General features: G+C 68.7%; 18 protein-coding genes and 1 riboswitch. Of the genes, 10 read left to right on the forward strand and 8 right to left on the reverse strand.

All coding sequences use genetic code 11. The annotated features are described in order from the left end of the window. Positions 1–960: 960 nt before the first annotated feature. Positions 961–3,579: a hypothetical protein gene (locus K7711_RS06465; RefSeq protein WP_222965677.1), complete on the reverse strand. Its 2,619-nt coding sequence runs from the start codon at positions 3,577–3,579 to the stop codon at positions 961–963. Between the two features lie 324 nt (positions 3,580–3,903). Next, positions 3,904–4,926: an NAD(P)/FAD-dependent oxidoreductase gene (locus K7711_RS06470; RefSeq protein WP_235746587.1), complete on the reverse strand. Its 1,023-nt coding sequence runs from the start codon at positions 4,924–4,926 to the stop codon at positions 3,904–3,906. A gap of 183 nt (positions 4,927–5,109) precedes the next feature. Between K7711_RS06470 and K7711_RS06475 the strand changes: the two genes are divergently transcribed. The 5 genes from K7711_RS06475 to efeB all read left to right on the forward strand — a co-directional run bounded on the left by K7711_RS06475 (position 5,110) and on the right by efeB (position 11,531). Next, on the forward strand, positions 5,110–6,513 hold the full coding sequence (locus K7711_RS06475; protein ID WP_308014498.1) for a glycoside hydrolase family 27 protein: 1,404 nt from the start codon (positions 5,110–5,112) through the stop codon (positions 6,511–6,513). An 84-nt stretch (positions 6,514–6,597) separates the two neighbouring features. Further along, positions 6,598–7,614 carry an NADPH-dependent curcumin/dihydrocurcumin reductase gene (gene curA / locus K7711_RS06480; RefSeq protein WP_222965681.1) on the forward strand — a complete coding sequence of 339 codons (1,017 nt, stop codon included), beginning with the start codon at positions 6,598–6,600 and terminating at the stop codon, positions 7,612–7,614. A 125-nt stretch (positions 7,615–7,739) separates the two neighbouring features. After that, positions 7,740–7,940: a hypothetical protein gene (locus K7711_RS06485; RefSeq protein ID WP_222965682.1), complete on the forward strand. Its 201-nt coding sequence runs from the start codon at positions 7,740–7,742 to the stop codon at positions 7,938–7,940. A gap of 178 nt (positions 7,941–8,118) precedes the next feature. Next, a complete protein-coding gene (efeU, locus tag K7711_RS06490; protein ID WP_222965684.1) occupies positions 8,119–10,248 on the forward strand; it encodes an iron uptake transporter permease EfeU in 2,130 nt (709 codons plus the stop codon). 47 nt (positions 10,249–10,295) lie between these two features. Further along, the gene (gene efeB / locus K7711_RS06495; RefSeq protein ID WP_222965686.1) at positions 10,296–11,531 is read left to right on the forward strand and encodes an iron uptake transporter deferrochelatase/peroxidase subunit; all 1,236 of its coding nucleotides are present in this window, start codon (positions 10,296–10,298) and stop codon (positions 11,529–11,531) included. Between the two features lie 35 nt (positions 11,532–11,566). Here efeB and K7711_RS06500 read toward each other — a convergent pair whose 3' ends face one another. Further along, complete coding sequence (locus tag K7711_RS06500) at positions 11,567–12,220, reverse strand: sigma-70 family RNA polymerase sigma factor (protein ID WP_222965688.1); 654 nt, start codon at positions 12,218–12,220, stop codon at positions 11,567–11,569. Between the two features lie 357 nt (positions 12,221–12,577). On the opposite strand from K7711_RS06500, the gene K7711_RS06505 reads away from it, so the two are divergent. From K7711_RS06505 to metE, 4 genes are all read left to right on the forward strand, one after another. Continuing rightward, entirely contained in the window at positions 12,578–12,778 is a 201-nt protein-coding gene (locus K7711_RS06505) for a CbtB domain-containing protein (protein ID WP_372460117.1), read from the forward strand. Positions 12,779–12,799: 21 nt separating this feature from the next. Then, positions 12,800–13,660, forward strand: a complete 861-nt coding sequence (locus K7711_RS06510) for a CbtA family protein (RefSeq protein WP_222965692.1) — start codon at positions 12,800–12,802, stop codon at positions 13,658–13,660. After that, entirely contained in the window at positions 13,657–14,217 is a 561-nt protein-coding gene (locus tag K7711_RS06515; protein ID WP_222965693.1) for a histidine phosphatase family protein, read from the forward strand. The genes K7711_RS06510 and K7711_RS06515 overlap by 4 nt, the downstream gene beginning before the upstream one ends. A gap of 113 nt (positions 14,218–14,330) precedes the next feature. Then, a riboswitch (cobalamin riboswitch) is annotated at positions 14,331–14,562 on the forward strand. 94 nt (positions 14,563–14,656) lie between these two features. Beyond that, positions 14,657–16,966, forward strand: coding sequence for a 5-methyltetrahydropteroyltriglutamate--homocysteine S-methyltransferase (gene metE, locus K7711_RS06520; RefSeq protein ID WP_222965695.1), 2,310 nt, complete (start codon positions 14,657–14,659; stop codon positions 16,964–16,966). A gap of 156 nt (positions 16,967–17,122) precedes the next feature. Here the strand turns inward: metE and sthA are convergent, their stop codons facing one another. From sthA to K7711_RS06545, 5 genes are all read right to left on the reverse strand, one after another. Continuing rightward, the gene (gene sthA / locus K7711_RS06525; protein ID WP_222965697.1) at positions 17,123–18,523 is read right to left on the reverse strand and encodes a Si-specific NAD(P)(+) transhydrogenase; all 1,401 of its coding nucleotides are present in this window, start codon (positions 18,521–18,523) and stop codon (positions 17,123–17,125) included. A 70-nt stretch (positions 18,524–18,593) separates the two neighbouring features. Continuing rightward, the gene (locus K7711_RS06530; protein ID WP_222966767.1) at positions 18,594–19,139 is read right to left on the reverse strand and encodes a LeuD/DmdB family oxidoreductase small subunit; all 546 of its coding nucleotides are present in this window, start codon (positions 19,137–19,139) and stop codon (positions 18,594–18,596) included. Between the two features lie 17 nt (positions 19,140–19,156). Beyond that, entirely contained in the window at positions 19,157–20,404 is a 1,248-nt protein-coding gene (locus K7711_RS06535) for a 3-isopropylmalate dehydratase large subunit (RefSeq protein WP_222965699.1), read from the reverse strand. After that, on the reverse strand, positions 20,395–21,282 hold the full coding sequence (locus tag K7711_RS06540) for an isocitrate lyase/PEP mutase family protein (RefSeq protein WP_222965701.1): 888 nt from the start codon (positions 21,280–21,282) through the stop codon (positions 20,395–20,397). The genes K7711_RS06535 and K7711_RS06540 overlap by 10 nt, the downstream gene beginning before the upstream one ends. After that, entirely contained in the window at positions 21,279–22,712 is a 1,434-nt protein-coding gene (locus tag K7711_RS06545) for an MmgE/PrpD family protein (protein WP_222965703.1), read from the reverse strand. The genes K7711_RS06540 and K7711_RS06545 overlap by 4 nt, the downstream gene beginning before the upstream one ends. Before the next feature lie 146 nt (positions 22,713–22,858). Between K7711_RS06545 and K7711_RS06550 the strand changes: the two genes are divergently transcribed. Beyond that, positions 22,859–23,968, forward strand: a complete 1,110-nt coding sequence (locus K7711_RS06550) for an Lrp/AsnC family transcriptional regulator (RefSeq protein ID WP_235746589.1) — start codon at positions 22,859–22,861, stop codon at positions 23,966–23,968. The last annotated feature ends 23 nt before the right edge of the window (positions 23,969–23,991 follow it).

Here is a 23,991-nt window from a genome sequence, read left to right on the forward strand (position 1 = left end):
GCGGGGCGAGCCGGAGCCGCCGCGGAGGGAGCGGGGGCCGGAGCAGCAATCTCGGCTGGGCCCGCATGGGTCGCAGGCGCAGGGGCCGGAGCCGCCGAAGAAGGAGCGGGGGCCGGAGCAGCAATCTCGGCTGGCCCCGCATGGGTCGGAGCTGCCGCTGCGTGGCCTGTGGCGGCCGGGACAGCGGGAGCAGGGGCCGCGGGTGCCGGAGCGGGGGCAGCCGGTTTTGCGGCGGGGGGGGGAGAAGGGGGGGGGGGGGCGGCGGCGGGGGGCGGGGGGGCGGGGGGCGGGGGCGGGGGGGGGGGGGGGGGGGGGGGCGGGGGGGGGGGGGGGGGGGGTTGTGGGGGGGGGGGTGTGGGGGGGGGGGGGGGGGGGGGGGGGGGGGGGGGGGGGGGGGGGGGGGGGGGGGGGGGGGGGGGGGGGGGGGGGGGGTGGGGGTGGGGGGGGGGGGGGGGGGGGGGGCGTTGTGGCGGTGGATGTTCGGGTGGGGGGTGCCGTGGAAATCGTGCGGCATCCAGATGTCGTGGAAGGTCTCGGCGGTGACCGTGGGGTCGGGGCGCGCGAGATCGATGTCCAGCAACAGGATGTCGTCCTCGGTGTGCGGAATTGCGTTCTCGTCCAACCATGTTCCCGGGCCGGTGAGGACCAGGTCGCAGATCGTGGCAGCCGGATCCAGGTCGCAGGGACGGGCCGCGAGCAATGCCTCGGCGGTGGCGGGATCCTCCAAGCGGTGGTCCAGGGTGATCGTTGTCAGTACCCCGGGGACGATCCTGCCTGCCACACACCACTGGCAACGCACCCGGTCGGGACGCAGCAGTCCGTGCCGGGCGGTGATGTCGGCAAGCCGGGCGGCCACCTCGAACTGCGCCGCGGGGCCGTCGGCCACCTCGGTGGGCCACCACGTCCAGGTGAGGCTGAAATGCGGGGCGCGCAACAGCGTCCGATCAGACATCACTCACCTCACCCGCCGGGGAATACCGATCCGTCTCCGGGAATGGTACGGGTGGTGCCGTCGGTAAATCGGAGGTAGTAGGTGAGACCGCCGCGCTGGGCCGACTGCGCCAGACTCTGCGCGGTCTCATCGCTCAGTTGCGAGGCCGGAAAGGGCACATCGAGGATGCCGACCTTGTGATCGGCCGGTGCGTTGACCAGTTGCCGCACAACGCTGTTCGAGGCATTGCGCGGATTTCCGGTCTCCTTGAGCTGATAGCCGTACAGCAGATGGCCGTCGGAGCCCTTCACCCCCACATCGATGTCGTAGACCCCGTCGACCTTCCGCTCGAAGACCAGATTTCGCTGGCCGCGCCGATACAGTTCGTCACCGAAACGCAGCTGCTGCGCCGCGGCGCTGCGCCCGGTGGCACTGGATTGGGCCAACGCCGAGACCTGATCGGCGTAGCCCTCCATATCCTTCAGATGCTCCGAGCGAACGATCTCGGCGACCTCCGCACCCGCGGGCGTGCGATCACCGGCGCGCAGATTCGCCAGAATCTTGGCCCGGTCTCCCTGCTTGACCGACAGACGACCCAGCGCCGCGGACACCGCCTCCTCCTGATCGGACCGCATCCCGCCGGTGCCGGGCGCCCGTGAGGAGATCCGGTCGTACTCCCGGGTCCACTGCTGCCGCGGAATCGGACTGCCCGAATCGGTATGGCGCTGCGCGGCATCGGCGGCGTCCTCGGGCTCGTCGGGATTCAGCGCGGGAACCTTCTGACCATTGCCCGTGACCTGCTTGCGCACCGCGTCGACCTGGGCGTTCCCCATCGCCCGAACATGGCAGACGACTCTGGCCTCGATCGGGAAGGTCTCCCCCTCGTACGACGCGACCGGCGGGACGTAGGTCGCGGTGCAGGTCAACGTCTTCGAACCATTGGCGGGCATGACCGCCTCGCCCTGACACTCCGGCCCGAGATTCATCGCGACCTCGGCCGACATGGTGACCTGATAGGTGAAATCGACCGATTCGATAGTGATCCCGGGCCCGGCCGTGACGGTGTTGGACACATCGAACTGCACCGTGCAGACGCCGTCGCACGGAGTCTGCAGGAAGTGCCCGGTGACGGTGCCGTTCAACTGAACTCGGGAATCGATGGCATCGGACAGGGTGTTCACCTGGTCCGGCATCGCGTCGTAGAGATCCTCGGCCTTGTCGCCGTCCGCCGAACTGGTGTTCAGGTCCATCTGCGGCAACTGCGGCTCGCCCGGTGCACTCGCGCCCGCGTCGACCACGATCCGATCGATATCGGGCACCGGGTCGCCGGACTGATTCGAGGACGGCTCGTCGGAATTCGGCACCCCGGAAGGAGCGGGATCGCGATGTGCGGGGGTGTACCGCGCGGGTACCACGGCCGCCGATGATGACGAAAGCCCCAGGGACACCGGACCGGAGGTCTGCGACGGTGGCATCGCGACCGCCGACGTGCCCCGCGACCGCACCTCCGGATACCGCGTAAGAGCCAATGTCGTTGCGACCGATCGCGTCCCCGGAGAAAGCTGCCGCTCGGCCGCCGAAAGCGTTCCCGGAGACGACATTGCGAGCATCGACAGCCCTGAAGACGGCAGTGCAGGCGACGGCGTCCCCGACGACATCGCGATCGTCGCTGCCACGGCCGACTGCGTCCCCGGGAACGACATGCCCACAGGTCGCGTCCCGGGCGACGGTGTCGCAGGCGGCGGCGCGACCGACGACGCTGCGGGCGGTTGTGGCGCGGGCGTCGCTGTCGCGGGCGGTTGTGGCGTCGGCGTTGCGGGCGCGGGTGCCGCCGGAGTTGGCGTTGGCGGGGGCGGTGATGCGGCCGACGACGGCGCTGTCCCCTGCGGCGCGGACGACACTGCGGGGGACGGCGTGGACGCCTGCGCGGTGTGCCGCACCGGATCGCTCAGATACACGGTGACATTCCCACTGGTCACCGGTGTCGAACGATGGCCGCCGATGGTCACCGGCGTGCCGATGCGCAGCGGTTTATCATGTGCCGCAGCCGGATCCAGGGCGACGGCGAGGTTGATCGGAGCCAGGACCGTGGCCGGGTCGGCGGTGAACAGGCTGGGCGGAATCAGCACCTTGTGCCCGGCATAGTTCGCGGCGGTGTCGGCCGGGACGCCGAACGCGGCCCAGGCATCCGCCGCACCCTCGAGGAAGGACTTCCCGCCCGTGGCGAAGTAGTTCAGCGACGCACCCGAGGAGGCACCGACCGTGCCGGTCGCCTCGCCGACGTTGGTCACCATCAGATCCACCTGCAACCACTGCGACGGCGAACTCGCGCCCCCGAGCATCCTGCCGGTGAAATGCACGGCCGGAGTGCGGGTCAGCCGCAACTGGGCCGTCGCCAGGTTCTCCCGGGCGACCTGCTGCCGCTGGGCGGTGGTGTCGGACACCTGCCCGATCCGCACCGCCGTGAACACCACCAGCCCGACGATCAGCAGAACGGACAGGACCGAGAGAACGATCGGCAACCCCCGGGAACGACGTCGCGGCCCGGGAGAATTCGACGGCGGAAATCCCGGCGCGTTCGACGGCAGCGGAACTCCGAACGAATGACCCGGCGGCACCGGATATCCCGGCCTCGAAGCGTCGGTCACGGCCCCTCCTCGCGAGTCGGTCACCCCTCGCGCCGACCAGGACAATCGTACGACGGGGCACCGACAGGCACCAGGAAGTTTCGGTGCCGCAACGGGATCGAGCGACCACGTCCGACCGCGGATCGAAACTCCCGGTCGCAGCCACCGAGCACTCCCGGCCGACCGCGTCGACCAGCGGCCGTGCACTCGCCCACGCCGACCGCGGCAGAGACTCGAGCCGCCGTCGTATCGAAGACAACGACCCGGAGCCTCCGCCGCGGTCGAAGAGCTATCGGCAACGCGCGGTTCCGAAAGTTCCGGACCGAAACGGCCGATCGCCGCGCGCTAGATCCCGTGCACGCGTTCGCCGCCGACCGCCGCGGCGACCTGCGCCTCCATCGTCGCGGAGAACGGCGATTCGTAGGCGGCCACGGCCTGCGCGGTCTCCTCGAGGATCAGATCGGCGTTGATCTGCGCACCCGCCATGGCTCCGGCCGCGGCGGCCGCGCCGACCTGCGCGAAGGGGTCGGTGACGTTGCCCGCCAACCAGACTCCCTCGACCTCGGCCCGCCCGACCGGATCGGACGGGATGTAATCGCCTGCGCCGCTGGGATGTTCGACCGGGTGCAGGTCGATTCCGGCGAGGAATCCGGCGCGGGCGGCCAGCCGGGAGGCGACGGCCACGGCCGATCGCGGAACCAGCGTGCCGTCGGCCAGGCGCACACCGGTGATGTGCCCGTCGGTCACCTCCACCGCGGTCACCGTGCCCTGCACCACGCGGATTCCACGCGCGGCGAGCTGCACCGCCTGCTCGGTGGACAGCGCGGGCGCGGTGTGCGCGAAGTAGACCACGTCGTCGCTGAGCTGCCGGAACAGCTGCGCCTGGTGGATCGACATGGGCCCGGTGCCGAGCACCCCGATGGGCTGGTCGCGGACCTCCCAGCCGTGGCAGTACGGGCAGTGCACCACGTCGCGGCCCCACTGCTCCCGCAGTCCCGGAATATCGGGCAGCTCGTCGACCACGCCGGTCGTGACCAGCAGCCGCCGCGCCCGCACCGACCTGCCGTCGCCCAGACTCACCACGAATCCGTCCGCGTCGCGTCCGAGCGCGGTGACCTCGCCGGTCACCACCGTCCCGCCGTATCCGGCGACCTCCGCGCGACCGCGGGCCAGCAACTCACCGGGCGGGGTGCCCTCGCGGGCCAGCAGCCCGTGCACCCCGTCGGCGGGCGCGTTGCGCGGTGCGCCGGAATCGATCACCGCCACCGATCGCCGCGACCGGCCGAGCATCAGCGCCCCGTTCAGCCCGGCCGCACCGCCACCCACCACGACCACGTCGTATCCGTCCTGCAATTGCTCGGTCACCATGACCACCTCCTCGACACACCACACTCCGGACGGCATCCAATTCCGGCAAGTAGATTTGCTGAATCAGCAAAATGCGGCCGGACGTCACCCCGCGCACATTGCCGGACGCGCACACCCCGTACCGATATGCCACCGTGGTGCGCGACCCGGTGAACGCGCCGGGCGTGACCGGCGGGAGGCAGCGTGGTTCGCAGAGGCCGATGGGCCGGTCTGCTCGGCAGCGTCGTCGCGACGATATGCCTGCTACCTCTGCCGTCCGCGACGGCAGCACCCGCCGCAGCGGGCCCGCCGATGGGCTGGAATTCCTGGAACTCCGGAATCGCGTTGTCGGAGAAGAATATCGAGACGACGATCGATGCCATGGTCGCCTCCGGCATGCGCGACGCCGGATACCGCTACGTCGATCTGGATGCGGGCTGGGCCGCACCCGATCGCGATACACGGGGCGATCCGCAGGCCGATCCGGAGAAGTTCCCGCACGGGATGGCGGCCCTGGCCCGCTACGCGCACCAGCGCGGCATGCTGCTGGGCCTGTATTCCAGCCCGTACAACGAGACCTGCGGGCAGACCCTGCAGAATACGAGCGCGGGGCACGAGGTCCAGGACGCGCGGACCTTCGCGGCCTGGGGCGTGGACTACCTCGAGTACGACTGGTGTCGCGCGAGCAGCGACCAGATCTATCAGGTGCGCAAGTTCACCGCCATGCGAGATGCGTTGCGCGCCAGCGGACGTCACATCGTCTACAGCATCAACCCGAACAGCTCGGATCGGGACACCGCGGCCGACTACGACTGGTCGCGCATCTCCGATGTCACCCGCAACGCACACGATCTGTTCCCGTTCTGGCGCAACGCATTACCGCCGATCTCGATCAACCAGTTCGTTTCGCAGCAGTTCCTCGGCGTGGTCGATCAGGTGCGCGCCGTGGCACCGCTGGCCGGGCGCAGCCGCCCGGGGCACTGGAACGATCCGGACATGCTCGTGGTGGGCACCCAGCTCGCGGAATTCCTCGGCACCCATGTGGGCACGGTGCCCGGCACCCTGCTGAAGGCGTTTCCGCTGACCCAGGATCAGCAGCGGGCCGGGCGCACAGCGGTCAAACAACTCTCCGGAATGGTCACCCTGAGCCCGGAACAGATTGCGGCCCTGAGTAATCCGCAATACAGCCTGACCCCCGCCGAACAGCGCGCGCACTTCACGCTGTGGGCGATGTTGGCCGCGCCGCTGATCGCGGGCAACGATGTGCGCACGATGTCCGCACAGACCCGGGCCGTGCTGACCGATCGCGACGTCATCGCGGTCGATCAGGATCCCGCCTCGGTGCAGGGCGCGTTCCTGCCGACCGACGATCGAGTCATGACCAAACGCCTGTCCGACGGGTCGACGGCCGTGGCGCTGCTCAACCGCGCCGATACCGCCGCCGACGTCATCACCAGCGCCCACGCCGCCGCCCTGACCCCGGCATCCTGTTACACGGTGCGAGACCTGTGGTCGCACACCACGACCACCACGACCGGCGCACTCACCGCGAAGACCCTGGCGCCGCACGACGCCGCACTGCTGCGGGTCACCCCGCACTGCGACTGAGCAGCGGGTCCTCGCCCTCGCCGCGGCGACGCGTGGGAGACTCTTGCGCGTACCGATTCCGACTCACCGGAGGTGGCAGCACCGATGAAGAGCACCCGGATCGTCCTGGCCTCGCGCCCGGTCGGCATGCCCGAACCCGACAATTTCCGGACCGAAACCGTCGAGCTGCCCGAACCCGATACGGGTCAGGCGCTGCTCGAGACGCTCTACCTCTCGCTCGACCCGTACATGCGCGGGCGGATGAGCGATGCGCCGTCCTACGCGCCCCCGGTGCAGCTCGGGCAGACCATGGTCGGCGGGACGGTCTCACGCGTCCTCGAATCCCGTGATCCCGCACTGAGTTCCGGCGACATCGTGCTGGGTTACGGCGGCTGGCAGACCCATTCGGTCGAGCAGGTGCGCTATCTGCGCCGTCTGGATCCGGCCGTCGCGCCGGTCAGCACCGCGCTGGGCGTGCTCGGAATGCCGGGATTCACCGCGTATTCCGGTCTGCTCACCATCGGCCGGCCGCAGCCCGGAGAGACGGTGGTCGTCGCGGCGGCCACCGGGCCGGTCGGATCCGCGGTCGGGCAGATCGCGAAGATCCACGGCGCTCGGGCGGTCGGCATCGCGGGTGGTCCGCAGAAGGTCGCGCTGCTGCGGGAACGTTTCGGCTTCGACGCCGCACTCGACCATCGCGCACCGGATTTCGCCGAACAGCTCGCCGCCGCGGTGCCGGACGGTATCGATGTCTACTTCGAGAACGTCGGCGGCGCGGTCTTCGACGCGGTGTTCCCGCGGCTCAATTCCTTCGCGCGAATTCCGGTGTGCGGCTTGATCGCCGACTACAATGCCACCGGCCTGCCCGAGGGTCCGGACCGGCTGCCGTTGCTCATGTCGGCGGTGCTGCGCAAGAGCCTGACCATCCGCGGCTTCATCCAGACCGAATTCGCCGGTGAGCAGATGCCCGCCTTCCTCGAGCAGATGTCGCAGTGGATCGCGCGGGACCGGGTGCACTACCTGGAGGACATGGTCGAAGGCTTCGACGGGACCATCGAGGCGTTCCGCGGACTGCTGGTCGGCAAGAACCTCGGCAAACTCGTTGTGCACGTAGCGGACTGACCGGTCTGTGCCGCGGGCCGCGCGCCGATCGACGGCCGCGGCCCGTCACGGCGGGGCCGCGAAGTGACTTACGACCGAATGTGAAACACGTACCCCGCCACGGCGATACCAGTCATGTGAGCACCATGTCATTACCCCTCGCGCCTACCGAGCGGCGTGCTGCGGTGCGACGGCTCGTCGCGATCTTCGGCTCGGTGAACGATCTGATCGAACTCCTCGACGCAGATCCGCTCGACCCCGCCCTGGCCCGCGCCCGCGCCACCCGCGACATGATCGGCGAACTCGTCGTCGATCTGGCCGGAACCGCCGTCCGCACCTCGGCCTGATTCGTCGCAGGCTACCGTCTCGCACCCGCGGCGCCACTCGGGCCGGAACATCCTGGCCGTGCACACCGTGCCGTATAGCTGGGTAGACAGACTGTTCTGCCACGACTTTCAGCAAATTCACAAAATTCGGCGCCGAATGATTGGACCTGACATATAGGTATGCCTTACCTTTTGCAGTGTGAACTGGGCTGAGGCTGTACCGAACCTGCTGATCTGCCTTCGGGAAGGTCTCGAGGCCGGTCTCGTCGTAACAATCCTGCTGGCGGCTGTGCGCAAGGCAGCGACCGCGGAACGTCCCGTCTCCACCGCACCGATCTGGCTCGGCCTGCTCGGCGCGATCTCGGTGGCGGGCAGTTTCGCAGCGGTGCTGACCTATTCGACCAGCGTGTTGTCCAGTTCGGCGCAGCAGGCGGTCGGCGGCATCCTGAGCGTGCTGGCCGTGATCATGGTGACCGCGATGATCTTCTGGATGCGGCGCACGGCGGCGACGCTGTCCAAACAGTTGCGCGGCGAGGTCGTGCGCGCCGCGGCCCTGGGCGCGGGCGCGCTCGCGCTGACCGCATTCCTGGCGGTCGGCCGGGAGGGCCTGGAGACCACGCTGTTCGTCTGGACCGCGGTCAAGGCGTCCGGCGCGACGGTGGCTCCGCTGATCGGCGCGGCGCTGGGCCTGATCATCGCCGTCGCACTGTGCTGGCTGCTGTATCGGCAGAGCGTGCGGTTCAACCTCGGGGTGTTCTTCAACCGGACCGCGGTGCTGCTGATCGTCATCGCGGCCGGTGTGCTCGCGTACGGTCTGGGCGATCTGCAGGACGCGGGGTGGTTGCCCGGCGGGAACTGGATCGCCTTCGATATCAGCGCGCACGCGGACCCGAACTCGTGGTGGGTCGCGATCATCTCCGGCATCACCGAACTCACGCCCAAGATGCGGGTGCTGCAGGTCGTCGCGTGGGTGGTGTACCTGGCCGTGGTGATCCCGCTGTTCGTGCGCGCGGGCCGTCCGGCCAAGGCGCCTGCCGCCGCAACGACGGCGGCAGCCACCGCGCCTGCCGCCGAAACCGCCGAGACCGCAACCGCATCCGCGACCGCTCCGGCCACGCAGGACGCCGAGCCCGCGCCGGACTGGTGGGAGCGCGTCGCCGGACCACGCCTGCCGCTCGTAGCCACCGCGCTGGTCCTGGTCCCCGTCCTGGCCGCGGGCATCGCGATCGCACTGCTGCCGTCGAGCAGCAACGGTTCGGTCCAGGCCGTGTCGATCAGCGACAGCTCCTGCGCACCCGAGTGGAAGTCCGGCAAGTCCGGCATGCAGACGTTCGCGATCCAGAACAAGACGAGCAAGGCGGGCGAGATCAACCTGCTCGACGCGGGTGGCGCGATCGTCGGCGAGATCGAGACCATCGGCCCGGCCACCACCGCCGACATGACCGCGACGCTGGGCAACGGCAGTTACACCATCACCTGCCTGATGTCCGGCAAGCCCAAGACCACCTCACCGACGGTGCAGGTGAGCGGCGCGTCCGGGGATGCCCCGCCCTCGGTCAAGCCGGTCACCGCGGATGATCTGACCCCCGCCAACAACGCCTACCAGGCAGCCGCCGCCCAGGCGCTGAGCCGGCTCGCCGGCGCGGTCACCGCGATCGGCAACGACGTGCAGGCCGACAACATCCCTGCCGCGCAAGCGGATTGGCTCAACGCGCAGATGGAATGGGAACGTGTCGGCGCGTCCTACAACAGCTTCGGCGAAGCGGGCACCGCCGTGGACGGGCTGCCCGACGGTCTGCCCGGCGGCACCTCCGACGAGGGTTTCACCGGCCTGCACCGCATCGAATACGGTCTCTGGCACGGTCAGGGCGCCGATCAGCTGATGCCGGTGATCGATCGGCTCGGCGGCGACATCGCCAACATCCAGAAGAATCTGGGCAGCGACGATCTGGCGGGCGATCCGACCAACCTGCCGGTCCGCGCGCACGAGATCCTCGAGGACGCCCTGCGCGATCACCTGTTCGGCAACGACGACGAGGGCTCCGGATCGGCCTACCCGCTGACCGACGCCGATATCGACATCACCCGCACGGTGCTCGACGAACTCGGTCCCCTGCTGGACGCCCGCTCCCCCGGCCTGCGCACCGAACTGTCCGCCCACCTGGACACCCTGCACGCCGCGCTGCTGGCCACCCAGGACAACGGCAGGTGGCGCGCGCCCGCGCAGACGCCGCAGGCCCAGCAGCAGGCCGTGCGAGCCGCGCTCGGCGCGGCGCTGGAAGACCTCGCCCGGGTGCCACGGTTGCTCGAAGTTCCACTCGCGCACTGAGCTTCGGCCCCACACCCCACCCCCGACACAGTAAGTAGGACCTCACGATGGATGTCAGTCGCCGCCGATTCTTCTCGGGCGCCGTCGCGGGTGCGGCCGGAACCGCGTTGACCGCCGGAGTACTCGCCGAGGGCGCCCGCGTGGACGCCGCCGCGGCCGGTACCGGACAGAGCGCGATGGCGTCGTCGTACCCGTTCCACGGCACCCATCAGGCCGGGATCCTGACCCCGGGACCATCGGGCAAGCAGAATGCGGCCTGCTTCGCCGCATTCGACGTCACCACCGCGAACCGGGCAGAGCTGGTCGATCTGCTCAAGACGCTCACCGGCCGCGCGCGCTTCCTGACCGCCGGTGGCGCGGCACCGGCTCTCGGTGTGGGAGAGCCGCCTTCGGACAGTGCGGTACTGGGCGCGGACATCCCCGCCGACGGCCTGACCGTCACCACCGGCGTCGGCGCGAGCCTGTTCGACGACCGGTTCGGACTGGCGAAACTCAAGCCCGCCAAGCTGACTCCGATGCGCACCTTCCCCAACGACGCCCCCGACCCGGCCTGGATGCACGGCGATCTGCTGGTGCAGCTGTGCGCGAACCATCCCGATACGGTGCACCACACGATTCGCGACATCACCCGCCAGACCCGCGGCGCGCTCCAGTTGCGCTGGAAGATCGAGGGTTACAACTCCCCGCCGCGTCCGTCGGGCACCGGCCGAAATCTGCTGGGCTTCAAGGACGGCACCGCCAATCCGACCGGCTCGGACGCGGAATCGCTGATCTGGACCGACGGCTCGGACGAGCCCGCCTGGACCCGCGGCGGCACCTATCACGTGGTGCGTCTGATCCGCATGCTGGTGGAGTTCTGGGACCGCGTCGGGATCACCGAGCAGGAGAACATGTTCGGCCGCCGCCGCGATTCGGGCGCGCCGCTGGACGGCAACCAGGAATTCGACACCCCGAACTACGCCGCGGACCCCAAGGGATCGGTCATCCCGATGGATTCGCATATCCGCCTTGCCAATCCGCGCACCCCCGACACCGCGCGCCAGCAGTTGGTCCGCCGGTCCTACAACTACGACCTGGGCGTTGACCCGAACGGCAACCTCGCCACCGGCCACATCTTCTCCTGCTACCAGCAGGATGTGAAGCGTCAGTTCGAGGCCATCCAGACGCGTCTGATCGACGAACCGCTCACCGACTACGTCCAGCCCTTCGGCGGCGGGTACTTCTTCGCCCTGCCCGGCGTCGCGGACAAGGACGACTGGTACGGCCGCGGGATGCTCGCCTGACCGCATACCCGCCTACGCCCGGATCTCGGTGGCGCTCAGTGTGAACCGTCATCCGCGAGACAGATCGCCAGATGGCGCAGGCCGTCCCGGATCCGGGACTTCACCGTTCCCACCGGCTTGCCCAACCGCTCGGCGACCTCGGGATAGGTGAGTCCGCCGTAATAGGCCAGGACGATGGTTTCGCGCTGTAGCGGCGTCAATTCGCGCAGACCGCGCACGACCGCCCGCTCGTCCAGCATCTGCTCGACCGCTTCGAAGACCACGTCGTGATCCCGTGCATGGTTGAGTCTGCCGAAGTCCGAATCACGGGCGATGGCAGCGGATTCGGCGCGGATCCGGTCGACCGATCGGCGATGGGTCAGCGTCCTGAGCCAATTCATCGGGCTCGACATCTGTTCGTCGTAACGGCTCGCGAACAGCCACACCTGCATGTACACCTCCTGAGAGATCTCCTCGGCCATCGCGCGATTGTGCAACAGCCACAGGGCATATCCGAGCACTCGATGGTTGGTCTGCCGGTAGAACGCCGTGAACGCCGTGCGGTCATCGGCGCCCACCGCGTGCAGGAGTTCGACGAGGTGACGCCGATCGGCATCCTGCACCGGCCGCAGCGGGCCGGCAGCACTCGTGCGGACGACTTCGTCGAAGGCTCGCGATCGCGAGTGGCGTACCGGATTCTCGATCTGCATAACACTCTCACCTGCAACAATCCACCGAACGGATCGGAATGATCGGTATTCGCAGCAACGGTCGCGGAACTTCACGGCCGATCGGACGCAAGGGGCTTCGCACAGCGCCACCCGACGGTTTGGTCGGAGCGTGGCCCGCCTTCCGTTCGAACGAACAAGGGGGCGATTGACCGTTGTGTCTCAGGTTTCGTATGGTTGTCCCAGCGGCGATTCGAGGAATCCGGTGTAACTCCGGAACGGTCGCGCCACTGTGAGCATCCGAACGGATGTGAGTCAGACCCCGTGCGCCGCTGGTTCCATCATCGATGGGGACGCGAGATCCCCCGAAGGCAAGGAGTTGCCGTGGCCACGTCCTACGTGCCGCGCACCGGTACCGGTGCGATTCCCCTTTCCATTCCCACCACCGCACTGTGGCTCGTCGGCACGACGGTGCTCGCGCTGCTCGCCTACTACTTCATCGGCGTGGACCAGGGCGCGGTGTCGATCTTCGGCAGCGATATGCACGTGCACGAATTCGTGCACGACGCCCGGCATTTCCTCGGGTTCCCCTGCCACTAGGCGCGGGAATCGAGCAGCACAATGGAAAAGCGAATCATCGGCCGAGGTGCGCTGGTCGGCGCACTCGGCGGATTACTGGCGTTCCTGTTCGCCCGTCTGCTGGCCGAACCCGTCATCGAGCGGGCGATCGACTACGAGAGCGGCCGGGACGAGGCCCAGCAGGCGCTGGACAAGGCCGCGGGACTCCCGCTGCCCGCCGACGGCCCGGACCTGTTCAGCCGGTCGGTCCAGTCCAGCATCGGTGTCGGATTCGGCATGATCGTGTTCGGTATCGCGATGGGCGCGCTGTTCGCGGTCGTGTACTGCCTGTGCGTGGGCCGGGTCGGGCGGATCATGCCGCGGAATCTGGCGCTGCTGGTGGCCGGGGGGATGTTCCTGGTCCTGTACGCGGTGCCGTTCCTGAAGTATCCGGCGAATCCACCGTCGATCGGGCATCCCGAGTCGATCAAAGAACGAACCGCGCTGTACCTGCTGATGGTGGTGATCAGCGCGGTCGTACTGGTGGCCGCGATCTGGCTGGGCCGCAAACTCCAAGCACGCCTGAGCAATTGGAATTCGGCGCTGGTCTCGGCGCTGGCCTTCGTCGTAATCGTGGCCGTGGCGATCGTCCTGCTGCCCTCGCTGGGACATCTGTCGGTGAATCATGCCTACGGTGACTACGCCACCGAGACGCCGCAACCGCTGAAGGACCCGGGTGGACATATCGTCTTCCCCGGATTCCCGGCCGACGATCTGTATCTGTTCCGGCTGTATTCCTTTGCGGCACAACTACTGTTGTGGACCGTGATCGGCGTCGGATTCGCCTCGCTGGCTCCGCGCCTGTTCGGCCGGGACACCGGGACCGCGAACTCGGACAGCACGACCGCCGCGCCGATCGTATGAATTCACCCACGCGGCTGACCCTGGTGACGCACGCGATCACCGACGCCGTCCGGGCAGCGCGCTTCCCGCTCGACGAACCGCTCGACGTGCGGGCGGTCGAGCGGGGCGGCGAACTGCCCGAACCCCTCCGGGCCGATCTGGTGCTGATCGGCCCGGAGGTGCGGGCGGCGCAGACCGCGGCCCTGTTCGGATTGGACGGCGTCACCGAACCCGCTCTGGCAGACCTGAATTCCGGTTCCTGGGCGGGCGCGAGCATGGACGCGATTCCCGGCGACCAGCTGATGGGCTGGCTGACCGATCCCGAATTCCGTTCGCACGGCGGCGAATCCGTCACCGACCTGCTGGCGCGCACGAAGACGTGGCTGGCCGAGGTGGCGGCGCGGCAGCGCCGGATTGTGGCGTTCACCCATCCCGGCATCGTGCGGGCCTGCATTCTGCTCGCCCTCGACGCACCACCGATCTCCTTCTGGCGCTTGGATATTCCGCCGTCGAGCGCGACCACACTGCATTTCCGCGGGGGTTCGTGGACCGTGCGCGGCACCGCCCGGCCACTCTGACGCGACCGCGTCGCGCGACCGGGATGCACGGGCACCGCACGGCGTCGTATGCTGGACGGTGCAGCTGGTTCGCCGCGGTGTAGCTGAGGAGCCCCGAACTCACCCTCCGGCGTCGAAGCCCGGTCGCCGACGGTCTCGTACCCCGGCGCCGGGTGAGAGGGAACCCGGTGAGAATCCGGGACTGTCCCGCAGCGGTGAACGGGAACGACTGCCGTCAGAGGCACTGGGTCCGAGACCTGGGAAGCGACGGCCGCTAGGACCAGCCCGGCAGCACTGCCTGCCGTGGTCGATTCACACGAATCGGCGCCCGTGAGTCCGAAGACCTGCCGTCTGTGCCGGATACGCCGTATCCGGCGGTCGTCGCCCCGTGGACAGGGCGTGCGCCGAGTGGAACCGGGCACGGTGATCATGCTGTGAGGGCTCCGTCAGCGCACGTTCGATGGGTGGCGGCCGTCCACTGTCGACCAGGAGCACAACCGTGCCTGATACGAACACCACATTCACCGCGACGGTGCTGGGCGCACCGCGCATCGGCCCGAACCGGGAGCTCAAACGGGCCGTCGAAGCCTATTGGGGCGGGCGCATCGACGCCGCCGAACTGCATCGCGTCGCCGCCGACCTGCGCACCGCGCAGCTGACCTCGATGCACACGGCCGGATTGGATTCGGTGCCGGTGGGCACCTTCTCCTACTACGACCACGTCCTGGACACCGCGGTGCTGCTGGGTGCGCTGCCCGAACGCGTGCAGGGCATCGAGGACGAGTTGGACCGGTATTTCGCCGCGGCCCGCGGCACCGATACCGTCGCGCCGCTGGAAATGACCAAGTGGTTCGACACCAACTATCACTATCTGGTACCGGAAATCGCTGCGGGGACACAGTTCTCGCTGCATCCGGACAAGCCGCTCACCGAATTGCGCGAGGCGCAGGCGCTGGGGATCCCGGCGCGTCCGGTCGTGGTCGGCCCGATCACCTTCCTGAAGCTGGCCAAGGCGATCGACGGCGCCGATCTGCTGGATCGGCTGGAGGATCTGCTTCCGCTCTACGAGCAGTTGCTCGCGCTGTTCGCCGAGGCGCGCGCGGACTGGGTGCAGGTGGACGAGCCGTCGCTGGTAACCGACCTGAGCCCGGCCGAACTGGCCGCCATCGACACGGTGTACCGCCGTCTCGCCGCGTCGTCCTCGCGACCGAAGATCCTGGTCGCAACCTATTTCGGCCGTCTCGGCGAGGCGCTGGAACCGTTGGCGCGTACCGGTGTGGACGCCGTCGCGGTGGATCTGGTGGCCGGTGGGACGGCCGGTCTGCCGGTCGCCCGCACGCTGACCGAGACGTTGATCGTGGCGGGCGTGGTCGACGGGCACAACGTGTGGCGAACCGATCCGGATGCGGCCCTGGCCGCGCTCGCCGAGCTGTCCGACGGCGGCGCATCGGTGGCGGTGTCCAGCTCCTGCTCGCTGCTGCATGTGCCGTATTCGCTCGAGGCGGAGACCGACCTGGAACCGCGACTGGCCTCGTGGCTGGCATTCGGCGCGGAGAAGGTCGCGGAGATCGTCACCCTGGCCACGGCCGTCCAGCAGGGGCCCGCCGCGGTGGCCGAGCGGCTCGAGATCGCGCGCACGGCACTGCGGGACCGCCGCGCGGACCCGCGTCTGCACGTCGAGCCGATTCGCGCCCGGCTGACCGCACTCGAGGCCGCCGACACCCGACGGGCTCCGGCCGATCAGCGACGCGAACTCCAGCAGGCACGCCTGAGCCTGCCGCAGCTGCCGACCACCACCATCGGCTCGTATCCGCAGACCGGCCGGATCCGGCTGGCGCGCGCCGCACTGCGCCGCGGTGAGATCGACGGCGCCGAATACGACGCCCGGATGCGCGCGGAGATCGCCGAAGTCGTTGCGTTGCAAGAGGACATCGGCCTGGACGTGCTGGTGCACGGCGAGCCGGAACGCAACGACATGGTGCAGTATTTCGCCGAGCAGCTGGACGGATTCGCCGCGACGAGCAACGGTTGGGTGCAGTCCTACGGCACCCGCTGCGTCCGGCCGCCGATCATCTACGGCGACGTCGCCCGGCCCGCGGCGATGACCGTCGAGTGGATCTCGTACGCGCAGTCGCTGACCGGTAAACCGGTCAAGGGCATGCTGACCGGCCCGGTGACCATCCTGGCCTGGTCGTTCGTGCGTGACGATCAGCCGGAGTCCGACACCGCGCGGCAGATCGCGCTGGCCATCCGGGACGAGACGATCGATCTGGAGGCCGCGGGCACCGCGATCATCCAGGTGGACGAGCCCGCCCTGCGCGAACTGCTACCCCTGCGCCGGGCCGATCAGCCCGACTACCTCGCGTGGGCGGTGGCCGCGTTCCGCCTGGCGACCTCCGGGGTGGCCGATACGACCCAGGTGCACACCCACCTGTGCTATTCGGAATTCGGCGAAATCATCGGCGCCATAGCCGAACTCGACGCCGACGTGACCTCCGTCGAGGCGGCCCGCTCGCACATGGAAGTCCTCGACGATCTCAACGCCGCGGGCTTCGACCTCGGCGTGGGCCCGGGTGTGTACGACATCCACTCCCCCCGCGTCCCAGGCGCGGCGGAGATCACCGAGTCGCTGAGCCGGGCGCTGAAAGCGGTTCCCGCCCAACGTCTCTGGGTCAATCCGGACTGCGGCCTGAAAACCCGGGGCACCGACGAGGTCGTCGCCTCACTGCGCAACATGGTCACCGCCGCCACGGCGCTACGCCAGGCATGACCCACTCCGCCGGTCGGCGTTCCCGACGCCGACCGGCGGGATCGGCCCCGGGGCGGGCTGATTCCGATACCACGGCCGTCGTAGATCTATTGCACACCGACGCAACTGGGCTCGCCGGTGCCGAATCACGTTGTGGCACCGGCGATCGGAGGCTCGTCAGTCCATGTGTTCGATCTGGCGGATCTTGTTCATGGCGTCCAGGGCGGCGACCTTGTAGCACTCGGCCAGGGTGGGATAGTTGAACACCGCGTCGACCAGATAGTCGACGGTGCCGCCGCAGCCCATCACGGCCTGGCCGATATGGACGAGTTCGGTTGCGCCGGTGCCGAATACGTGGACGCCGAGCAGTTCGCGAGTCTCGCTGCAGACCAGGAGTTTCAGCACGCCGTAGGAGTCGCCGATGATCTGGCCGCGAGCCAGCTCGCGGTAACGGGAGATGCCCACCTCGTACGGCTTGCGGGCGGCGGTCAGCTCGTCCTCGGTCCGGCCGATGAAACTGATCTCCGGAATGGTGTAGATGCCGATCGGCTGCAACGAGGACAACGCCTGAACCGGTTCGCCGCAGGCGTGATGGGCGGCCAGGCGGCCCTGCTCCATCGAGGTGGCGGCCAGCGCCGGGAAGCCGATGACGTCGCCGACCGCGTAGATGTTCGGCACCTCGGTACGGAAGTACTCGTCCACCGAGACACGTCCGCGCTTGTCCGCGCTCAGACCCGCCTTCTCCAGGCGCAGCGTCTCGGTCATGCCCTGCCGTCCGGCCGAGTACATCACCACCTCGGCGGGAATTCGCTTGCCGCTCTCCATGACTGCGATCGCACCGCGCGGATGCCGCTCGACCGCGGCGACCGTCTCCCGGAATCGGAAGGTCACCGCCAGATCGCGCAGATGGTACTTGAGCGCCTCGACCACCTCGATATCGCAGAAGTCCAGCATCCGCTCGCGCGACTCCACCACGGTCACCTTGCAACCCAGCGCGGCGAACATGGACGCGTACTCGATGCCGATGACACCCGCACCGACCACGATCATCGACTGCGGCACCCGCTCGAGTTGCAGGATTCCGTCCGAATCGATGATGGTCTTCCCGTCGAAGTCGACCGTTTCCGGCCGCGCGGGCTGGGTTCCGGTGGCGATGACGATGTTCTCGGCGCTCACGCGGGTCTCCCGGCCGGTGCCGTCCATCACCTCGATCGTGTGCTCGTCCAGGAACGACCCCATCCCGGGTAGCACCGTGACGTGGTTGCGGGACAACTGATTCCGGATCACATCGACCTCACGGCCGATCACGTGCTGCGCCCGGGAGAGCAGATCGGTGACGGTGATGTCCTCCTTCACCCGATAACTCTGCCCGTACATCTCGCGCTGGCTCAGGCCGGTCAGATACAGCACCGCCTCGCGCAAGGTCTTGGACGGGATCGTGCCGGTGTTGATGCACACCCCGCCGATCATGTCCCGCCGTTCCACCACGGCGGCTCGTTTGCCCAGTTTCGCGGTCGCGATCGCCGCCTTCTGACCGCCGGGACCTGATCCGAGAACCAGAACGTCGTAGTCGTACATGCGGCCAGTGTGACAGCGAAAGGTGAAATCCACAGGTGCAACAGCGGGTCCGGATCGATCCGGCCCGGCGCTACGCCCCGGAACCGCTCTCCACCGGCACCGCACCCGACCGCAACACCTCGAGCAGTTCGATCGGCAGATATCCCTGTTCGGCCAGTCGGGCCAGAACTCCGCCGCTGGCCAGGATTTCCAGGATCAGCGGCGGCAGCGGGGCGGTGCGGCCGGTCGTGGCCGTGGTGTCGTTGCGATACTCGCCGGTGGCGATGTCGACGGTGACCTCGTCGCCGTCGCGGAAGACGGTCCGCGCGCCGGGCACGGTCAGCGCGGGCAGACCGGCGTTGACGGCATTGCGGAAGAACAGCGAGTTGAAATCCTCGGCCAGCAGCGCGGCGACGCCGAGCGTGCGGAACAGGGTGGCGACCGGGCGCGAGGACCCAACGCCGAAATTCCTTCCCGCGACGACGATGTCACCGGGCCGGACCTGATCGGTCCACCCCGGCCGGAGTTGGTGGAACACGTGCCGGGCGGCCTCGGGCACATCCATCTTCATGGCGAATGCCGGATACATCGCGTCGGTGTCGATCGAGTCGCCGAAGACCCAGACCCGGCCCGAGATGATGGTCGATGGCATGCTCATGCGGTCACGCTCCGGGGATCGGTGATGCGGCCGGTGATCGCCGAGGTCGCGACCGTGGCCGGGGAGGCCATGTAGATCTCGGCCTCGGTGCTGCCCATTCGGCCGGTGAAGTTGCGGGTGCTCGAGGTCAGGCACACCTCGCCGGGCCCGAGCACGCCCATGTGGTAGCCGAAGCACGCCCCACAGGTCGAATTCGTCACCACCGCACCGGAATCCGCGATGTCCTGCAGATATCCCAGGCGCATCGCGTCCCGGTAGACCTGCTGGGAGGCGGGCGTGACCAGCAATCGCACGCCCGCCGCGACGCTGCGGCCGCGCAGGATGTCCGCCGCGATGCGCAGATCCTCGAGCTGCCCGTTGGCGCACGAGCCGATGAACGCCTGATCGATCCGGCGCTGCTCGATCCGCGAGACGGGAATTCCGTTGCGGCTCACCGTTCCCGGCCGCGCGACGTACGGCTCGAGCGCATCGAGATCGATGGTGCGCACCTGTGCGTACTCGGCGTCCGGATCGGCGAGGGCGGGTTCGTAGTCGTGCACGCCACGGTCGGCCAGGAAGTCCGCGAGCACCTCGTCCACCGCGAAAGTGGCGAAGTCGGCGGAGATCTCGGCGGCTTGCGTGGCGATGGTGCGGCGATCGTTGAGCGGCACACTGGCCAGACCCGGCCCGCCGAATTCGAGATTCTGGTTGGTGGCGTCGCCGTAGGTCGCGGCCAGCGCGAGAAAGACGTCCTTACCGCTGATTTCGGGCGGCAAGGTGCCGATCAGTTCGTAGCGGACGGTCGGCGCGATCTGGTACCAGGTCGATCCGGTGCACATGATGGAGTAGACCTCCGCCGGGCCCAGTCCGCGCGCGGCGGTGTTGTACGCACCACCCGCGCAGGTGTGTGAATCGGTGCAGGCCAGCACTTCTCCGGGCCGGGCCAGTCCGTTCTCGGCGATGACCTGATGGCAGATGCCGTGCCGGCCGACGTCGAAGAACTTCTCGATCCCGAAGTCGGCCACGAACTTTCGCGCCCGCGGACCGCCTGCCGCGTCCTTCAGTGTGGGCGCGGGAACAGCGTGATCCATCACGACCGCGATCTTGTCCGGGTCGTGGATCCGATTCGGCGTCATCCACTGCGTGGCGAACTGCAGGTCGATCATGACGCACATGTCGACCTCGACGGTGACGATGTCCCCGGGCCGGACGCGCCCGACGCCGCCCTTGCGCGCGAGCAGGTTCTCGATCATGGTCATACCCATGGCTGGGGTGCTCCTGTGCGGTAGTGCTCGCCGAGTGCGGACCATTCGGCCAGACCGACGAGTTCGAAGAATCCCATGGGGCCGGACGGCAGCAGGTCGGCCACCTCGCGACCGGCCAGTTCGCCGAGCCCGGTGAGCATGGCGTAGGCGGCCGCGGCCAGCGGCAGCGTGGGATGAATCGCGATCGCGTACCCGAGTTCGCCCAGGCGCGTGGTGGATTCGATCGGAGTCAGACCACCGGCCACCAGGTTGATCAGCAGCGGAGCGGAGACCTCGGCACTGATCCGCTCGATCTCCTCGATGCTGCGCGGGGCCTCCACGAAGATCACGTCCGCACCCGCGTCCGCGTACGCGTTGGCGCGTTCGATCGCGGCGTCCAGACCCAGCGGACCCCGCGCGTCGGTCCGCGCGATAACCACCAGACTCGGGTCGGTGCGAGCCTCGAGCGCGGCGATCAACCGGGTGCGGAATTCCTCGGTATCGATGAGTTCCTTGTCCGGCAGATGCCCGCACTTCTTCGGAAAAGCCTGATCCTCCAATTGAATTGCGGCCACACCGGCGGCCTCGTATTCGCGCACGGTGCGAACCACGTTGAGCGTCGCGCCGTATCCGGTGTCGGCGTCGGCGATCAGCGGGATGTCGCCGAGTACGCGGGTCATCATCCGGGCGCGTTCGGTCATCTCGGTCTGGGTGACCAGTCCGATATCGGGCAGCCCGAATCCCGATGCCGCGACGCCCGCGCCGGTCAGATAGGCGGCGGAGAATCCCAGGCGCGCGACGAGCGAGGCCGAGATTCCATCGAAAACTCCTGGAGCAGTGAGTATTTCACCGGAGTCGAGCGCAGCTCGGAGTCTGCGGCGGGCATCGTGGGCGGTCATCGATCGCCCTCCTTTCCATCCAACGCACCGGCCACGGGTGCGGCCAGCAACTCGGTCAGCTCGCGAATATCGGACAGCTCGTCGATGCCCAGCACGGCCCGCTGAATCGCGTCGAGCCGGGCGGCGGACATCAGCGGCCCGGCCAGCGAGCGGTACTTGGCGACGAGCTCGGCATCGGTGACCGGGTCCGAGGGGCCGCCGTGCGGCTCGGTGACGCGCCTGCGCCGCACGGTGCCGTCGTCCAGGGCGAGAGTGAGTTCGGTGGCGAATCGCTCACGCGCGGAGGCATTCTCGATCGCCTCGTCCAGGACGACCTCGACCCGGCCGAGCAGATCCCACACCTCGTCCGCGTCCAGACGCTCGGCAGTGAACTGCGGCGGCAGGACCTGTCCGTCCAGCAGGGCGACCGCGGCGGCGTAGCCCAGATTCATCTGCGCGCCGATACTCGTCAGCGGACGTTCGGGCGTCCACCAGCCGTGATGGTAGATCGCGTGGCCGACCCGAATCTCGATGCGGGACACCGTCTTCGGGTCGATCGCGAATTCGTCGCGCAGCGCCAGCGCGGCCTGGACGACACCGTGCAGCCCGCCCTGGGCGGCATAGGACTTCACCATGATCACCTCGGTCTGCCAGTCTCGGCCCAGCCCGGCGACCACCTGCGCCGGATCCGGATCGTGCCCCTCACCGAACACCGCGAGGTAGCCGCCGTACGGGCGATCGAAGACCTGCTTGATCCCGGTGTACCCCGCCGCGGCCAGACCCGCGGCGTAATAGCCGTTCCGAGCGGCGAATCCGTGTTGCATGCGTTTGGACATCGCCTCGTACTGCGCGGCCATCAATCCGGCCGATTGCGTACCCGCCATGCCGACCGCGTCCTCCAGTCGATCCGCGTCCAACCCGCGCAGCTTCCCGGCGACCACCGCGGCGGTGTGCGTACCGAAGACCGGGCCGCTGTGCCAGCCGCGCGAGAGCATCTGCGCACCGTGCAACGCCGCGCCCACGCGCGGGCCGACCTCGAATCCGGCGACCGCGGCCGTCAGCGCGTCCGGGCCGGATACGCCGCCGAGGTGGTGCGCGGTGGCCAGCAGCACCGGCAGCACCAGCGAATTGCTGTGCAGCGGGGCCAGCGGATGGAAGTCGTCGAGTTCGAAACCCTGTACGAACGTGCTGTTGAGCAGTACCGCCGCGGGCGCGCTGGTGGTGCGGCCGGTGCCGATCACCGCCACATCGCCGGCGCCTTCCAGGTCGAGCACCGCGCGGGTGGCCACGCGGGACCACGGCAGTTGCGCGCCGACCAATCCGCAGGCCACACCGTCGAGCAGCAGGTGCCGGGCCCGGGAGAGCACCGCGTCGGGGATCTGTTCCGGGGTCAGCTGTTCGACCCAGCGCACCAGCGGAACGGTCACGCCCGATGTCGTCGATTCCGTCATGCGTCCCAGTGAACGCCCGGCCCAGCCCGGCCCCGCGAAATCGCCGGAAATATGGTCACAATCGAATGCATATGCCGGAACTCGACGAGGTGATTCGACAGAGTGCAGGTATTCGCAGCACGCCGCCGATACCGATCGAGAAGAACATGCCTCCGCAACCGCCGGACCGCCCGGTCTCTCGCGCGTTCGACGAGACCGACATCCAACTGCTCGATGCCCTGCACGCCAATCCCCGGGCCAGCTTCGAACGGCTCGGCCCGGCGCTGGACATCTCCGCGGTCACCGCCGCCCGGCGCTGGCAGCGTCTGGTCGAATCCGGACGCGCCTGGGTCTCCTCGGTGCCGGGACCGCAGCTGGCCCTGGCCGGGGCATCACTCGAGATCCGGGCACAGCCCGGCCGCGCCCTCGAGGTCGCCCGCGCGCTGGCGGCGGTCCCGCAGGTGATGAGCGTCTACGCCACCGACGGCGCGTTCGACCTGCAAGCCCTGGTGATCACCGACACCGTGACGTCGCTGAGCCGTCTGCTGCTCGAACATCTCACCGGCATCCCCGGGATCGCCACCGCGCAGAGCCAGGTGTGCCTGGAGTGGTACAGCGGCACCCGGTGGCGACTGGGCGCGATCGACACGACCCAGCAACATTCGGTCACCGACAGTTCCGGTAACCGACCGCCCTCGGTAGGTAAGCAACCGACCTTCCGGAATCGGACACTCACCGCCGAGGACCGCGCACTGTTCCTGGCTCTGCAGCACGACGGCCGCGCCCGGTACCGGGACCTCGCGACCCAGCTGGAGATGACCGAACAGCAGGTCCGGCGACGTCTGGACACCCTCGTGCGACACGGCGTACTCGGCTTCCGCACCGATTTCACCCGTTCGGAGGGTGGCTGGCCCACCGAATACGCGCTGCGGCTCTCGGTGCCGCACCACGCCCTCGCCGAAGTCGGCACGGAAATCGGCCGATGGCCGCAGACGCGCATCTGCGCCGCCACGACGGGCCCGGCGAATCTGCTGGTCATGGCGCAGGTTCATCACACGAGCGACCTCACCGGCCTATTCGATCGCATCCGATCCGGCACACCCGTGGCCGAGGTCGTCGACCATCGGCTCGTCCTGCGCGCGGTCAAGTCCTGGGGCCGCCTGCTGGACGAAAACGGACATTCCGACGGCGTGGTCCCGGTCGATCCCTGGGCGTCATGGCATCGGGCGACCGCGCCGCAACCCGATCGCCGGTCATCCGCACCGAGTCACAGCTAATCTGGGGCGAATGTCCGACGGCG

This window comes from Nocardia coffeae (assembly GCF_019890715.1).
Lineage (GTDB): Bacteria > Actinomycetota > Actinomycetes > Mycobacteriales > Mycobacteriaceae > Nocardia > Nocardia jiangxiensis.